Annotated in this window: 12 protein-coding genes and 1 pseudogene; 5 read left to right on the top strand and 8 right to left on the bottom strand. The window is 52.2% G+C overall.

Translation table 11 applies throughout. From position 1 onward, the window contains the following. Positions 1-1,851, bottom strand: a pseudogene (locus tag GC101_RS12665) (hypothetical protein); the annotation flags it as partial. 271 nt (positions 1,852-2,122) lie between these two features. Next, positions 2,123-2,455: a YheC/YheD family protein gene (locus GC101_RS12660; RefSeq protein WP_171717570.1), complete on the bottom strand. Its 333-nt coding sequence runs from the start codon at positions 2,453-2,455 to the stop codon at positions 2,123-2,125. Between the two features lie 283 nt (positions 2,456-2,738). On the opposite strand from GC101_RS12660, the gene GC101_RS12655 reads away from it, so the two are divergent. Then, positions 2,739-3,851 carry an LLM class flavin-dependent oxidoreductase gene (locus GC101_RS12655; protein WP_171717569.1) on the top strand — a complete coding sequence of 371 codons (1,113 nt, stop codon included), beginning with the start codon at positions 2,739-2,741 and terminating at the stop codon, positions 3,849-3,851. A 75-nt stretch (positions 3,852-3,926) separates the two neighbouring features. Here the strand turns inward: GC101_RS12655 and GC101_RS12650 are convergent, their stop codons facing one another. Beyond that, on the bottom strand, positions 3,927-4,793 hold the full coding sequence (locus GC101_RS12650; RefSeq protein WP_171717568.1) for a helix-turn-helix domain-containing protein: 867 nt from the start codon (positions 4,791-4,793) through the stop codon (positions 3,927-3,929). Positions 4,794-4,907: 114 nt separating this feature from the next. Between GC101_RS12650 and GC101_RS12645 the strand changes: the two genes are divergently transcribed. Beyond that, positions 4,908-6,161, top strand: a complete 1,254-nt coding sequence (locus tag GC101_RS12645) for an MFS transporter (protein ID WP_171717567.1) — start codon at positions 4,908-4,910, stop codon at positions 6,159-6,161. Positions 6,162-7,168: 1,007 nt separating this feature from the next. Here the strand turns inward: GC101_RS12645 and GC101_RS12640 are convergent. Next, complete coding sequence (locus GC101_RS12640) at positions 7,169-7,396, bottom strand: hypothetical protein (RefSeq protein ID WP_052422117.1); 228 nt, start codon at positions 7,394-7,396, stop codon at positions 7,169-7,171. Positions 7,397-7,400: 4 nt separating this feature from the next. Then, positions 7,401-8,402, bottom strand: a complete 1,002-nt coding sequence (locus GC101_RS12635) for a TIR domain-containing protein (protein ID WP_171717566.1) — start codon at positions 8,400-8,402, stop codon at positions 7,401-7,403. Between the two features lie 224 nt (positions 8,403-8,626). On the opposite strand from GC101_RS12635, the gene GC101_RS12630 reads away from it, so the two are divergent. Then, positions 8,627-9,772 carry an N-acetylmuramoyl-L-alanine amidase family protein gene (locus GC101_RS12630; protein ID WP_171717565.1) on the top strand — a complete coding sequence of 382 codons (1,146 nt, stop codon included), beginning with the start codon at positions 8,627-8,629 and terminating at the stop codon, positions 9,770-9,772. A gap of 16 nt (positions 9,773-9,788) precedes the next feature. Here GC101_RS12630 and GC101_RS12625 read toward each other — a convergent pair whose 3' ends face one another. The 3 genes from GC101_RS12625 to GC101_RS12615 form a co-directional block, all read right to left on the bottom strand. Further along, the gene (locus GC101_RS12625; protein WP_171717564.1) at positions 9,789-10,790 is read right to left on the bottom strand and encodes an HD-GYP domain-containing protein; all 1,002 of its coding nucleotides are present in this window, start codon (positions 10,788-10,790) and stop codon (positions 9,789-9,791) included. Positions 10,791-10,891: 101 nt separating this feature from the next. Next, the gene (locus GC101_RS12620; protein WP_171717563.1) at positions 10,892-12,472 is read right to left on the bottom strand and encodes a response regulator; all 1,581 of its coding nucleotides are present in this window, start codon (positions 12,470-12,472) and stop codon (positions 10,892-10,894) included. 78 nt (positions 12,473-12,550) lie between these two features. Beyond that, the gene (locus GC101_RS12615) at positions 12,551-14,374 is read right to left on the bottom strand and encodes a sensor histidine kinase (RefSeq protein WP_171717562.1); all 1,824 of its coding nucleotides are present in this window, start codon (positions 14,372-14,374) and stop codon (positions 12,551-12,553) included. A 191-nt stretch (positions 14,375-14,565) separates the two neighbouring features. Between GC101_RS12615 and GC101_RS12610 the strand changes: the two genes are divergently transcribed. Then, positions 14,566-15,456 (top strand): carbohydrate ABC transporter permease, encoded by an 891-nt coding sequence (locus GC101_RS12610; RefSeq protein WP_039300685.1) that lies wholly within the window; start codon positions 14,566-14,568, stop codon positions 15,454-15,456. After that, positions 15,456-16,292 (top strand): carbohydrate ABC transporter permease, encoded by an 837-nt coding sequence (locus GC101_RS12605; protein WP_039300683.1) that lies wholly within the window; start codon positions 15,456-15,458, stop codon positions 16,290-16,292. The genes GC101_RS12610 and GC101_RS12605 overlap by 1 nt, the downstream gene beginning before the upstream one ends. Positions 16,293-16,298 lie beyond the last annotated feature (6 nt).

Below are 16,298 nucleotides of genomic sequence, written 5' to 3'. Positions count from 1 at the left end.
CGCTACATTCGTAGCCGTTGGTGCAGCTGCGGCTACCGCGATTGCTGCTGTCGGCTCGCTGGCCGCCAATTCTCCAATTCCGTCCTCGAATTCATTGCGCGGCTGTACTTCAAAGATAATGTATTTACCTAGGTCATCTCCGGTTAATACATATTTCGTGCCGGTAGCTCCGGTGATTGCCGTCTTGTTCGTTCCGGCGGCATCATCCAAGCGGTACCACTGGTAACGGCTGCCCAGCTCCGGTTCTCCATTAACATCATCGTAGGTGTACGTTCCTGTCAGTTCCTTGCCTACCTGTGCGAAACCGCTAACAGTTACATTAATAGCCGTTGGTGCAGCTGCAGCTACCGCGATTGCTGCTGTCGGCTCGCTGGCCGCCAATTCTCCAATTCCGTCCTCGAATTCATTGCGCGGCTGGACTTCGAAGATAATATATTTACCGAGGTCATCTCCGGTTAATACATATTTCTTGCCGGTCGCTCCGGTGATTGCCGTCTTGTTCGTTCCGGCGGCATCGTCCGAGCGGTACCACTTGTAACGGCTGCCCAGCTCCGGTTCTCCGTTAACATCGCCGTAAGTGTAAGTACCTGTCAGTTCCTTACCTACCTGCGCGAAGCCGCTGACCGCTACATTGGTTGCGGTCGGTGCAGCTGCGGCTACAGCGATTGCTACTGTCGGCTCGCTGGCCGCCAATTCTCCAATTCCGTCCTCGAATTCATTGCGCGGCTGGACTTCGAAGATAATGTATTTACCGAGGTCATCTCCGGTTAATACATATTTCTTGCCGGTAGCTCCGGTGATTGCCGTCTTGTTCGTTCCGGCGGCATCATCCGAGCGGTACCATTGGTAACGGCTGCCCAGCTCCGGTTCTCCATTAACATCATCGTAGGTGTACGTTCCTGTCAGTTCTTTGCCTACCTGCGCGAAGCCGCTAACCGCTACATTCGTAGCCGTTGGTGCAGCTGCGGCTACTGCGATTGCCGCTGTCGGCTCGCTGGCCGCCAATTCTCCAATTCCATCCTCGAATTCATTGCGCGGCTGGACTTCGAAGATAATGAATTGGCCCAGGTCATCTCCGGTTAATACATATTTCTTGCCGGTCGCTCCGGTGATTGCCGTCTTGTTCGTTCCGGCGGCATCATCCGAGCGGTACCACTTGTAACGGCTGCCCAGCTCTGGCTCTCCGTTAACATCGCCGTAAGTGTAAGTGCCCGTCAGTTCTTTGCCTACCTGCGCGAAGCCGCTGACGGCTACATTGGTTGCGGTTGGTGCTGCTGCGGCTACCGCGATTGCTGCTGTCGGCCCGCTCTGCACAGGTAAGCCTGCATTCCCATTAACAGCTAAATTCTGCGGTTTAACCTGGAACGTAATGTACTTGCCAAGATCATCATTGGTCAATGTATAGGTTTCCAAAATGGCTCCTGCGATCGGGCTAATATTCGTCCCGTTATTATCGTCCGCACGAAACCATGTAAAGATGCTGCCGTCCTCATTGTCGCCGTCGGCGTCTGTATAGGTGTAGGTACCTGTCAGAACCTTACCCACTTGGGCAAAACCGTTTATCCCAACGTTGATTGCTGCAGGCGCTTCTTCACCCGACCCCAATGCTCTGAAGCTGGATTTGCCCAGAAACTGATCTTTGAAATAACTCATGGAATCGCCTTGATACACCTGCGGTGAGGAATACGCTGTAGGCAGAACCTCCGGTTGTACAGACTGCGGATCAGCTTCGCCTGCGGCCTGCATCGAGACAGGTCCCATACTTAATCCCATCGAAATTGCCAATACTGAAGTATGTGCGAGCTTGGTATATTTTTTGACAGCCGCTCTTCTGTTTCTAGTTGTCCCCATTGATCATTTCTCCTCTAATTTTCCGTTTGTACTACCGGGCCTGCTGCGAGATGCAGAGCATAGGAAATTCCATAGTGCGCCGTTTCAAATTCATGAAAATACATCGCGGCGTTGCCTAAATTAGCTTCAAAAAGATAGATATTGCTCTTGAAATCAATCCCCAGCTCAGACCAATCTCATGAAATCCGTTGCCCAGCTCCTGCTCAAGACAGGAGGCGGCGAGAAGCGACTTCGTCTGAGCCTGGCATTAAGCCCGTCCCTCTCCGGCGGTTCAGAGCGTGCCAATCCCGGCAATCGCCCATTGTCCTGCCCCATCTTTCATCAGATGCACACGCACGTGAAACGGTATCCCTTCTTGGGTAAGGCTTGCTGTATACTTTTGGATGACAAAACGGTGTGCTTCGAAAGACTCCAGCAGCCCGCTGAATTCCACAGTGTTCAAACGGTGCAAATACGTCTGGTCGTATACCTCATACAGATCATCCTTACGCTGTACATACAGAATCTGATTGCCGAGTGTCCGGTTGTCAGGCTTCATCATCACTTGTTCATGCTCTTCGATAAAAGCAAGCGCCTTCCCCTCATGCTCCCATCCAATCAACATCCCAATTCTCTGCGTTCGTGCCGGATGACTGTCATTCAAATCTGCCTGCGCCCACCTTTCTGCGTGCCTCTCAATTCATACTTTAAATATCGTCTTTCAGACTTTGAATATTTACAATTTTAAATAATTTTTTTCAGCTTGGCGGCTCCTCATATCACAAACTTACACTCATATACTTACATTTTGTAAGTCGTTATGGTATAGTAGAGTATATCCTTGCTGTAACGGACAAGCTTAAGCTTTAAACATACTAAATATTCTGGATAATAAGGGGTCTGTACCAATGAACAATCTAGGGAATGATCAAGCGAAGCAAGCGGCTGAACCGGAGTTCGAGTTCGGTATTTATACACTCGGGGATATCGTAACCGATTGTGAAACGGGGCAGCGGATTAGCCCCCGCCAGCGGCTCCATGAAGTGATTGCCGCCGCGAAGCTTGCCGATGAAGCGGGGCTGGATGTATTCGGCGTGGGTGAACATCACCGGCTGGATTTCGTCATCTCTTCAGTGCCGGTTGTGCTGGCAGCTATTGCCCAGGTTACAGAGCGGATTAAGCTTACCAGTGCAACCACCGTACTGAGCACGATTGATCCGGTTCGTGTCTTCGAGGATTTCGCTACACTGGATCTGCTGTCGGACGGCCGTGCAGAGATTATCGCCGGACGCGGCGCTTTCCTGGAATCCTTCCCGCTGTTCGGCTATGAGCTGGAGGATTACAAGCAGCTGTTCAGCGAGAATCTCGACCTGCTGCTCACGCTGAACCAGCATGAGGTCATGAACTGGGAAGGCAAGTTCCGCTCCCCGCTGCATAACGCCGAGATTGCCCCGCGTCCGCTGCAGCAGAAGCTTCCGCTCTGGGTCGGCATCGGCGGTTCGGCCGAAAGTGCCCAGAAGGCCGGGGCGCTGGGTGTAGGTATGGCTATCGCCATTCTAAGCGGCAGTCCGGAGCCTTTCCAGAATCTGGCCGACACCTACCGCCGTTCTGGCGCCGCAGCAGGGCACAGGCCGGAAGACTTGAAGATCGCCATCACAAGTCACGGCTATATCGCCAAAACCTCCCAGCAGGCGCTGGATGAGTATTATCCTTATTACTACAGCTACCGCAATGCGATCAGCCCGAAGCCCGGCCAGCAATACCGCGTCTCGCGCAATGATTTCGGCCGGTTCACCTCTCCGGACAATACTTTGGCCGTGGGCAGCCCGCAGCAGATTATTGAGAAGATCCTCTATCAGCATGAGCTGTTCGGCCACCACCGCTTCATGACCCAACTGGATATCGGCGGCCTTCCCTATGCCAAGGTGGCAGAAGCCATTGAGCTGCTGGCAACAGAAGTAGCTCCGGTTGTGCGGCGCGAGCTCGCCAAGAAGCGCAGCGGCATCTCTTCCCCCCAATAATAAACAGAACCATAAAGGTTGCCGCCCGGTGATAGGGCGGCAACCTTTTTTTGCGGAAAATCAATAGTATATGTATCAGAATATATCCGGCAGATGTATCCGGCACACCTGCTGCAGCGCGTCATAACTGTCATTGAACTCAAGCTGCCGGAGAATATCCAGGTAACCCAATAACTGCTGCGTATCGTCTTTATGCTTCAGACAGAGCAGCGTGATCTCATGGTACACCAATGTGACAATTTTATCGTACAGCAGATTCGTCTTATCCGCTAAGGGCAGCGCTTTTTTAAGAAAGAACAGGCTTTGCTCGTAATTATGCTCTTTCAGGCAGATTTTCGCGATGTTCTGCATCAGATGCTGCTGGATGGTCCGGCTCTCGGCAAAGTCATGGTATTTATCAAATTCATCTGCAGCCCTTAGTCCAAAAAAGATCGCGTCGCCGCCGCTTAGCGTAAACAGAAAATTATTCAGCAGCTTGAACTCATACAGATACCATATGTCCGCACCCATCAGATAAGGCTTGATCTCCCCGGCTAATTCGCTTAACTGCCTGATCTCATCCTCCCGCTGATACTGAATCAGAAAGCCCTGGCCCAGCAGATACAAATGATAATAAGCCTCCGTGCGCGTCGCCCCGTACAAGAAACGGCATTCATAGCTGATCGTCCTTACTTTGTCGAATTCATAACGGTTCGCCGCCTCCACCAGACTTAAGTGAAGCGTACGTTTCTCCGGCTGTGCATAGCCATTCTGCAGGAATAGCAGCTCCTCAAGGGACATTTCCAGCTTGTCCAGCAAGAGGATCAGCTTGTCATATCCGGGATAATATTTACCGCCCTCAAAGCGTGACAAGTTGGAACGGCTCATAATCCCATCCGCCAGAATTAACTGGGTTATTCCTTTGGAGGAACGGATTTGCCTGATTGTAGAGCCCAGAAACATGATTTCACCCCTCCGCTCTGCCGTGTGAGTATACAGCACAATTTTCCGGCCTGATTTTCATTGTATGCTACACTCGGCACAAATCAAAATATAAAAAGCAGGGGAAGGATTATCATGGGCTTTCATTTGTCACGGAAACTAAACAGTAGAGTATGGAACATTCTGGCCGGAACTTTTTTCACGAGAACTGCACTATTTATGAGCGTCCCTTATCTGGCTATCTTTCTGACGAGTCAAAAACATCTCTCCATCTTCCTGGCCGGCTGTGTTCTCAGTATCAATCCGCTGGTGAATGTACTCTTCAGCGGCTTCGGAGGGGCGCTTGCGGACCGGCTGCCTCTGCACAAAATCATCGCCGTTGTCCCTATAGTCTGGGGAAGCCTATTCATTCTGTTCTATTATGCAGACAGCTTCCCGGCCTTCCTGCTGCTTAACGGCCTTAACGGATTATGCTACTCCATCTTCGAGCCTGCCAGTAAAAAAGTGCTGTCCACCGAAACGCTCCCGGAGAACCGGCTGCTCGTCTTCAATCTGCGGTATACGGCGATTAATCTGGGCTGTTTTCTCGGCCCGCTGTTAAGCCTGATGTTCAATATGAAGCTGACGCTCTTTCCTTATGTTATTCTGGGCGTTCTTTATATTCTGTATGGCATCTCCACGCAATTCTTCTTCCGGCACGGAGGCCGCATCCACGTTTCTGTTGCATCCCGGGGTATCGGCAGCCTTAAGAATCTCGGCGCAATCCGCAAGGACTATGTATTCCTCCTCCTGCTGGCCGGAATGAGCTTCTCCTTCTTCGGGTATTCCCAGCTGAACGGAACCGTATCCCAATATTTAACCGCCACTTCTGCCTTGGCCGATGGTGCCCGGATGTATTCGGTGATCCTGTCGCTCAATGCGGTTGTTATTCTGGCTGCGCAATTTGCCGTACTGCGCTGGATCTCAAAGTGGAATCCTTTCCACGTGGTACTCACCAGCAATCTGCTGATTGCCGCAAGCTTTCTGTTCTTTGTGCTGCCCGTCTCCCCGTTGATGCCGCTGCTGTTCATTACAGTGTTCAGTCTGGGGGAGCTGCTGATTGGTGCGCGGTTCGATGCCTTGGTGGATGAGCTGTCCCCGGAGAGTAATAAGGGACTCTATTTCGGCTGCTCGGAGTTTGTTAAGATCGGAACCACTTTCGGCCCTATGCTTGGGGCGGGTCTGCTGGGGCTGTACGGGGTAGAATCGCCTGTCCCGGTGTTCGGATTGATCGGCGGGATTACTGCAGCCGGGGCTGCTCTGATCGGAGGCGCACGGTTTCAGCATCTGCGGAAGACCCGGCAGCCAGTGGATGCTAAATATACAGGAGTGCATCAGGAGGGTGCGTAAAAGAACAAACTACTTCTGGAGTAGCGTCCGTCGGTAAAATTGCCCCGCATTCAGCGGAATTAAGGGCGCTTGTGCTCCTAAATTCCTCCTTTGGCCCGCAGTCGGCGAAATCAAGGGCACTAATGCCCCTCATTTCCGCTTTTGGCCCGTACCCGGTAAATTCAGGGGCACTAATGCTCCTCATTTCCGCTTTTGGCCCGTACCCGGTAAATTCAGGGGCACTAATGCCCCTCATTTCCTCCTTTTGGTCCGCACCCAGTGAATTCTCAGGGGCACTAATGCCCCTCATTTCCTCATTTTGGCCCGTACCCAGTGAATTTAGGGGCACTAATGCTCCTCATTTCCTCATTTTGGCCCGTAGCCGGTGAATTCAGGGGCACTAATGCCCTTCATTTCCTCATTTGCCTCGTAGCAGACGTGATCAAAGGGATTTATCCCTTTCATTTCCTCATATCGCCTACTTTCAGCCTATTTAGTGGGATTTATCCCTTTAATTTCCTCATATCGTCTACTTTCAGCCAAATTAGTGGGATTTATCCCTTTAATTTCCCATACCGCCCACGTTCGGCTTAATTAGTGGGATTTATCCCTTTGATTTTCTCATATCGCCCACTTTCGGCCGAATTAGTGGGATTTATCCCTTTGATTTCCTCACACCGCCTACTTTCAGCCGAATTAGAGGGATTTATCCCTTTGATTCCCCCACTACCGCCCACTTTCGGCCGGGGCAGAGGGATTCCTGCTTTAAGAACTATTGCGTCCTGCAGACGGTTCTGCCCCGAATTCCAAAGAAATTATCCATAACCTTACGCTCCTTATCTACATAGACAAATCTCATAATTCCCGTAAAGAACAATTAAAGAACAAAAAAGGCCCCCGGCCATGCCGGAGACCTGCTCAATGCTCGATGTAAGCAGTATTCAGTATTCAGTATTCAGTATTCAGTATTCAATATTCATTATTCATTATTCATTATTCATTATTCTGTATTCTGTATCCAGTATGCGTTATGCGAATGATGGCTTGTTATTATCAACCTTGCCGCTGACCAGCTTCTTGTACTCGTCGTCTCCGCCCTCCAGAGAAGGTGCTAAATATACATTAAGCGCGGATGGAGAGAGCTTGGTGCCGGATTTGCGTCTGGAACGGCCTTTGCCTCCCGCACTGTTACCGTTACCGCCCTCAGACCGGCGGACGCTACTAGATACACTAACTGCATTCTTCATATTCTTCATCCTGTCAGTCCCCTTCCACTAGATGATTGACGGTACGGAACAAATCACGGTTATAGGCAACCACTGCTGTAAGATCCTCTGCCGATAATCCCCCGCTTCCGGAGAAATGTACAGAAATCACGTGGTTCTTCCCTAAAGGATAGCATAGGATATATACCTCCGCAACTTCCGTACGCTGTAAGAAAGTCCATTCCTTAGCCAAAAAAGCATCCAGCACACCCGGTTTCCCGCCTCCGTCTTCAGAGGTCGAGAACGGATAGATATGCCCGCGGCCAACATTGCCGCCCACCTGTTTCAGGCCTTCCCCCTCTTCAGCCCGCCACATGGCGGCTCCGATCACCCGGCAATCCTCCGGAGGTATGAATGAATTACGGACGGCTTCGCTGAGCGCCTGATAGTTCTCACCCGGCTGGGGAGGCGTCACATTATTATTATATTGCCAAAAGAAGTGAAGGATACTTTCTTTTCGCCTAAGCTCTGCTCTAAGTTGCTGCAGTTCAACAGCCGGATCATGGTACATGCCCTGTCCCTGAATGCTGTCGATGATCTTACCGCAGCTGACATCCACCGCAGCTGTAGCATTCTCATGCTGCCACTCGTATTCCAGCGGCGTCAGCCCGGACAGATCGGACAGCAGGTGGTACTCTTCCACATTCTCTCCCGGAATCAGATCGCTGCGGGAGGGTACCTGATCCGGCAGCAGGCAGAAGACCCGGCCGCGCCGTAATCTGGACCAGAACAAGCCCATTTCAAACTGGGTGTTATCCCGGGTTACATAATAATATTTACCCCTGATCCGGGCCACATCATCAGGCGAGAACACGAATACGGCAAAGTCACTGATATCCAGATTCCGCTCCAGTGCCTCCATCGTATATTCATTCGGACGGAAAGCAGCAGCATACCAAGGATGAACTTCTGCGGTCCGCTTCAGCTGCTCGTGGATGGCCCTGGCGTAGCGGATGGATTCTCTGGAGGATCCAATGAATAATCTAGGTCTGATCACGGCGGCACTCCTTTATCTGTTTCCCCAATATGTAATAATTATACAGACATTTCCCCCTAAGGAATAGGGCCGCCAGTTATATTAAACAGCGAGACCACGTAGTGTAAATCCTCGTTGTTATATGAATAAAAGAATCACAATTATCCTCAATTTTAATAAATCATTGTTCTCCGGCCGATGAAACGGGTAATAGAAATTTATCTATCCGGGAAAAGAGGCTTTATATGAAAAGAATATTACATACCGCCGTACTGGCAGCCTGTCTGTTGACTTCATATGCGCTGCCGTCTTCTGCTGCCCATGCTGCAGATACCTACACAGCCAAAGTATACGCGAACTCCCTGAATGTGCGCAGTGAGCCTGCTGCAAGCGCAGCCATCACCGGCTCTCTGGCTAATGGAGCCGTAGTTACTGTCACAGAGGAGCAGCATGGCTGGCTCAAAGTACGGGCCGGATCTGTATCCGGATGGGTCGCGGGGTATTATCTGAAGCGGACCAGCGGAGCTGCCTCCGCAGGAACCTCATCCGCCTCATCCGCCAGCACATCCGTTAAGACCTCCTCCGCCTCCAGCGGAACAGCTGTTGTCACCGCCTCTTCCCTGCGTATCCGGGGAGGACCGGGAACCAGTTATGAGGTAGTGGGTTCTTTGCAGTCCGGGAATGCCGTTACGATTCTGCTCCGCCAGGACGGATGGTCAAGAATCCGTACAACCGGAGGAACTACCGGCTGGGTATCCACCCAGTACCTTGCCGGGGGAAGCGTCCCGAACTTAAGCACTGCCAGTTCAAATGCCCAGAACACCAGTGTAATAAGGAAATCCGGCAGCATCCGCGGCAAGCTGATTGTCGTCGATCCCGGTCATGGGGGCAGTGACCCCGGTATGCTCGGCACGACTTATGACACGATGGAGAAGGATCTTACCCTGCAGACCTCCCTATATCTCCGGGATTACCTGACCGCCAAAGGGGCCCGGGTAGAGCTGACCCGTACCCGTGGAGACCAGAAGCCAACGCTCTCCCGGCGGGTGCAGCTCGGGCAGCAGCTCGGGGCGGACGCTTTTGTCAGCATCCATTATAATTCCTCTCCGAAGAATGTCTCCGGCACGCTGACCTTCTTCTATTCGGAGCAGAATGATCTCCGGCTGGCCCGGGCGATTGAAACCCGGCTTGGCGCAGGAATCGGCCTCCGTAGCAACGGCCTCTCCTTCGGCAACTATCATATTCTAAGGGGAAATCCGCTTCCCGCAGCCCTTATAGAGCTTGGGTTCCTCAGCAATCCGTACGACGAGTCGATTGTCCGCAAGGCCGCTTATCAGCGGAAGGCTGCACAGGCTATCGCCGAGGGGCTGGCTGATTATTATAAAAACTAAAGGAAGTCATCTGAAATTATATGGTGATTTCCCGGATATTGAGTTCTTTTATTTTGCTGAGGTCAATATATTCATCGTTAATGCGGATAAGCGGTGTTTCGATATCATGCGGATTCAGATAGACGATCTCGCCGACCCGGCCATCGGTTAATATTACCTCACGGCCAACAGTCCGCTTCACAATGTTCTCCAGAAAAACCGAAACAATATGCGGGTCCAGCGCGCCAAAGCTGCCTCTTCTCATCTGATCGACAATCACATGGAAAGGCATAGCCTCATGGTAGGGGCGTTTGCTGGACATGGCATGAAAAATATCGGCAACCGCTATAATTTTGCTATAGGAATCAATCTGTTCATCCTTAAGTCCCAGCGGATATCCCTTGCCGTCGTTCCTCTCATGATGCTGCAGTGCCGCCAGTGTAATGCGCGAATTGGCCCCGGTGGTTTCCTTCAGCATCTCATAGCCGTATATCGTGTGTTTCTTCACCAGATTGAACTCTTCGTCCGTCAGCTTGCCGGGCTTGTTCAGAATCTCATTGGGAATCTTCAGCTTGCCGATATCATGCAGGGTTGCCGCCAGGGACAGCACGGACAGCTCGGCTTCACTCATATGTAACCATCTGCCGATTAGGGTGGACAGTACACCGACTCCAACGTTGTGCTGGTATGTATAATCATCTCTGCCCTGGACCGAACTGAATAAAGCAAAAATATCAGGATTGCGCGAGATTTCCTGTATTACCGGAACGACATCCTTCCTGATATCCGCTAGGGGAATTTTCCGCGATATTCTGTAGGATTCAAACATTTCCTTGGAGCTATCTACTACACTATTTGCCATTTGACGATAAGAGGGAGCCTGCTGTTCATCCACAAAAATGATATCAAGCACATCAATTCTTTGTTTGCGGATGAGTTCGAGATGTTCTGCATTCAGTTTGCTCTTGGCAGGAATAACTGTAACTCCGTATGCATTGATCAGATCATTCTTAATCGTTCTTCCCAGATAGTTGTCCATACCTTCCAGCCCTCCCAGATAACCGAAACAATATATAAATTGCCCATATAGCTATTATCGGTTTTTCGCTGGAAAATGTTGAAAGGGAAGTTAGGCCGTTCTTAATCTTCCTCTTCCTGCTTACGGTACTCCCGCGGGGTTACTCCAGTGGACTTCTTGAAGACACGGCTGAAATATTTCTCGTCTTCATAGCCCACCAGCTCCGCGATCTGCGATAGCCGCAAATTCGTATTCTGCAGCAGTGTCTTCGCCTTATCCACTCTGAGACTCGTTAAATAATCCGACAGATTCTCCCCGGTGATCTGCTTGAATTTGCGGGAGACATTCTCCCTGCTGATGAAAAAGCGTTCCGCAATATGCTGCAGCGTCATCTCCTGAGCATAATTCCGGTTCAGGTATTCCCTGATTTCCAGCACAAGTCTGCTATCCGGAGCCTGAGCGCTGCCTTTGGAGAGCCGCTGCAGCAGAGACCTAAGCTGACTCTCCCAGTTCTCCACCGAGAACAGACCCTGTGAGTCATAACATAGCTCCAGGCTGATCTCCTCCTCCGGCCGCCAGCGCTTCAGAACAGCACGGATCTCCTCCTGCTGATGGAGAAAGCTGCTCTCTGTAAGCAGCGGCAACCCGGCAAGCTCCCGCGCCCATTCCTCCACAACCCGCTCCATCCGCTCCAGATCACCCGACAATACCGCGATTCTAAGCTTGTCCAGCTGCACATCCATGGCGTAGTCTTCTTCAGGCCTACTCTCCTTCCCGCCTGCTCTGCAGAGATGTATCCGTCCATCACGCTGAAGTAGATTCCGTTCCTCCAGCCCTTGGCGTGCCTGGGCAAAAGCAGGCTGCAGCCCCTCCGGCAACGGGTTCAGCAGGCTGAGCCCGATATCCACCTGAACGCCATACGCCTGGCGGATCGATTCATTCACTCCGTTCAGTACCGTCTCCGCCTGTTGAACAGCATTCCACAGCAGAATCACAAGCTCTCCACCGCTCTGCCAGCTGCGGAAGGCATAACCGCTGTAGTCCGGTGCCATAACTTCATTGCAGACGTTGGCCAGCACAAAAGCCGTCAGCGCCACATCGCCATGAAATCTCTGCAGCAGACGGCAGTCCGCGCCTTGCATCGAGATGACAGCCACTCTGCAGGAGACTGCTCCAATCGGCATCCCCAGCTCTTCGCAGAGCGCCAGCTTCAGCTCCTGAAAGGAGGCATGCCCGTAGACCAGATCGGACAGCACCTTGTCCCAGTAGAGCGGACGCAGTACGTTCAGCTGCATGTTCTGGCGCTGCGACTGCTTCCGCACCGCCTCCTCCTCCATCCACAGCTTAAAGGCATGCTCCGCCGAGGCAATCAGCTGCTTGCTGTTCAGCGGCTTCAGCAGATAATCGGTCCCGCCGTAGACAATCGCCGGCTTCACGTAATTGAAATCCTGATACCCGCTGATGACAATGGTCTTCGTATTCGGATAATGCTTATGCAGCCATTCCAGCAGCTCGGCTCCGTCCATCAGCGGCATCCGCATATCCGTGAACACGATCGCCGGCTGATGCTCCTGCATAATCAGGGTCGCTTCCTGACCGTTGGTAGCCTCATATATATCGGAGATATTATATTTGTCCCACGGAACAAAATAACGGATCGCCTCCCGTACATGCTTCTCATCATCTACAATCAGCACCTTCATGTATAGCCGCTCCTTTAGGTTATGTCTGCACCCTTCTTCATTCATCACTCTATAATCCATAATTCATCGCGTTAAACATTATTCGCCGGGCCCCTCCAGCGGAATAATCAGGGTAACCGTAACCCCTTGGCCCTCTTCATTGTGCAGCTGCATCTCGGCTTCGCTGCCGAACTGCAGCCGCAGGCGGGCCAGCACATTATACAGGCCGATCTCTTCATTCTCCGACTGGCCGCTGCTTCTAAGTCCGGCTGTAATCTCCTCCAGCCGTTCCGGGCTAATGCCCTTGCCGTTATCCTTGACGGCAAGAACCAGCCGCGACTGCCCCTCCAGCGTGCAGTCTATCCGGATGACGGCTTCGCGGATTCCGTCCGCGAAGCCGTGCTTGAAGATATTCTCCACGATCGGCTGGAGAATCATCTTGGGCAGGACCGTCTCCAGCGCTGCTTCCGCCGCATGAATCTCCAGGCGCAGATTCTCTTCGCCGAACCGCTCCGTCTGCAGAATCACATAATTCTGCACATGCTCAATTTCATCACGCAGCGGCACCTGCGTCCGTTCCGTATTCATAGAGTAACGCATCATGCTGCCCAGGGAATAGATGAGATCATACACCTTCGGCGCATTATAGCGCAAGGATAAGCTGGCGATGGACTGCAGGGCATTGTAGAGAAAATGCGGATTGACCTGAGCCTGCAGCGCCTTCAGCTGATTCGTCTTGTTCGCCAGCTCCAGGCGGTATTCCTTGACGATCAGGTCATTGATGGTCCGGGTCATGCCGGTGATTTTGCGGGTCAGCAGGCCGAATTCATCCTCGCGTTCGGCGTCCATATGCGCATCCAGCTGGCCGATCTGCACCTTCTGGGTGAAGTTGATCAGCTTCTTGATCGGCCGGGTAAAGCCGATGGAGATGAGCACCGCGCTGATTCCCCCGATCAGGAGAAACAGCAGCCCGATCCCCATATTGAACCGGGTGATAACCCTCGCATCACCATACAGATCCTCATAAGGCACCAGCTTGATGATGCTGCCGCTGAAGAGCGGGTCCTTGATATGCTTGTACATGACAATGCCCCGGAAGCCGTCCTTTTTCCAGGTAAAATGCCCGCTGTCACTATCATCGGGAAGATGGCTCCATCCGGTCTCCACCTGTTTGCCGACCCAGTCCGGATCGGAAGCGAACAAGGCCTGCCCCTGCTCATTCAGCACATACAGACGCTCCGTGTCCGAGTTGTACATCGATTTGACGATTCCCTCCAGCTCCTCCAGGGTGTAATCAATGGACAGATCGGCCAGTACACTGTCGCTGGGCGTACGGTAGAGGGGGAAATGTGCAGTGAAGACCGGAACGCTCCCCGGCTTCAGATTGGGGAAGCCGGACTTTACGCCGTATTGATGATCCATATGTGTCACCTCAATATACGGACGGTATGTCTCTTCAGGATGCTCTGCCTCTGCATAATCCGCATTCTCTTCCCGGCGGAACAATCCGCCCAGCAGCAGATTGGACTGCCGGGCCGCTCTGACGTAGAGATGGATCTGGAAGGTATTGCGGTCCGAGAGGAACAAGTTATATAGCTGGGTGGAGATCACCGCACGGGTATCCGGCAGAACCGTACCTTCTGGTGCCTGCTCATTGCTTTTGGCGGTAAGCAGTGTGGTGTAGAAGGAGCTCGGAACATTAATTCCGCTGTACAGCGACATGGCCCGCTGATTCATGCCGCTGAAATAACTGCTGAGATTCGCTTCCCCCAGCGTCAGCAGCTTCGTATTCTGCTTCACGGACTGCTCCGTAACCGACTGCTTGGTATAGAGATAGGAGAAGGTAACGGATATGCCTGACGGAATCACTGACGCCAGCAGCACTAAGGCCATCAGCCGCGTCCGGATACTGTTTCTGAACATGGGCGAACCTCCTGAACGTTTTGCGGAAGAACCGCTTCTCTGATATAACCTTGCAGCAAAACTCGCTCCGGAAGCAACCCGGCTGCAATATAATCCACTTTTCTCATCATCAAATTGAGTGTTGGCGATGGCCCGGGCTTTCTATAATGAAGCTGTGAACACGTTGAAATATTATACAAAGGAGATTCCATATGAGAAAAGCTCTGCGCTTGCAACGAGGCTGGGGACAGCAAATCGTATTTCTCGGCCCCTGTCTGCTCTTTTTCCTGACCATTGTGGTCACCCCATTCTTCCTCGGCTTCTACTACTCTTCCACCGACTGGAACGGGCTCGATCTGGACAAAGCGGTCTGGACCGGCGCGGCCAACTGGAGACGGATTTTTACGAACGACGATAAGTTCTGGGAGTCTCTGCTCTTTACGCTCCGCTTCACCGTGATCTCCGTAGTGGCCGCCAACGTACTGGCGCTGCTGCTTGCCTTCATTCTGATGACGACGCTGAAGACGAAGAAGCTGCTCCGAACCATCTTCTTTATGCCCAATGTAATCGGCGGCATTCTGCTCGGCTACATCTGGCAGTTCATCTTCACCAAAGGCTTCGCCACGATCGGCGAGCTTACCGGGATTTCCTTCTTCCAGCTGCCTTGGCTGGGTACGCCCAGTACAGGATTCTGGGGTCTGGTCATTGTGTTCGTCTGGCAGACTGCCGGGTATATGATGGTCATTTATATTGCGGCGCTGGCTGGTATCCCTAAGGATCTGGTCGAAGCGGCCAAGATTGACGGCGCCCGTGCCCCGCAGCTGTTCAAGAGCGTCTATGTACCTCTGATTATGCCGGCAATCACGATCTGCCTGTTCCTGACAACCTCTAACGCATTCAAAATGTTCGACCTCAACCTGTCGCTGACCAAAGGCGGACCGGGCACCTCGACCCAGTCGCTGGCCTATAACATTTATGCGGAAGCGCTGATCAACAACCGGTACGGCCTTGGTACAGCCAAAGCGCTGCTCTTCTTCGCCGCCGTTTCACTGATCACGGTTACACAGGTCTGGCTTACCAAAAGAAAAGAGGTGTCGGCCTAATGAACAGCAGCAGATACCGGCCCAGAAACTTCATTCTGGAGATCGCCGCCATACTTCTGGCCATTATTTTCCTATCCCCCTTCTACCTGGTACTGAGCAATTCGGTTAAGGGGCTGAAGGACATCCTGATCGACGCCGCTTCCTGGCCGCAGGTGTTCCACTGGGATAATTACTCCAAGGTCTGGGATGCCATTGACTTCCCGCAAGCCTTCTTCAGTTCCCTGCAAATCACTGTCTTAAGCGTAATCTTCATTGTCCTGTTCAGCTCGATGGCCGCCTATCAGATTGTACGGAAGCCGACGCGCTTCAATTCCTTCGTCTTCCTGCTGCTGGTCTCGGCGATGATCATTCCGTTCCAGTCGCTGATGTTGCAATTAGTCCGTGTGACCAGTATTCTGGAGCTTCGCGGGGAATTATACGGAATCGTGGCCTGCTATCTCGGCTTCGGAATGCCGCTGTCGGTGTTTCTGTTCCACGGATTCATTAAGACAGTGCCTTTTGAGCTGGAGGAAGCGGCGCGGGTGGACGGCTCCAATCCGTATGGCGTATTCTTCAAAATTGTGTTCCCGCTGCTCATGCCGATTATTGTAACGGTCATTATCCTTAACACGCTGTGGATCTGGAATGACTATCTGCTGCCGGTGCTCGTCATCGGGGGCAATAAGGATCTGACGACCCTGCCGGTCGCCGTGACCAAGTTCTTCGGGCAGTACACCAAGAAGTGGGATCTGGCCCTTGCGGGTCTCGTGATGGCGATTACGCCTATCCTCATATTCTTCCTGTCCCTGCAGCGTTATATTGTCGAAGGTGTAACCACAGGCTCCATTAAGGGATGATCGCGA

This window comes from Paenibacillus phytohabitans, assembly GCF_013141775.1.
Lineage (GTDB): Bacteria > Bacillota > Bacilli > Paenibacillales > Paenibacillaceae > Paenibacillus_AQ > Paenibacillus_AQ phytohabitans.
The sequence above is the reverse complement of the archived record's forward strand: the minus strand, read 5'-3'. Positions and strand labels throughout refer to the sequence as shown.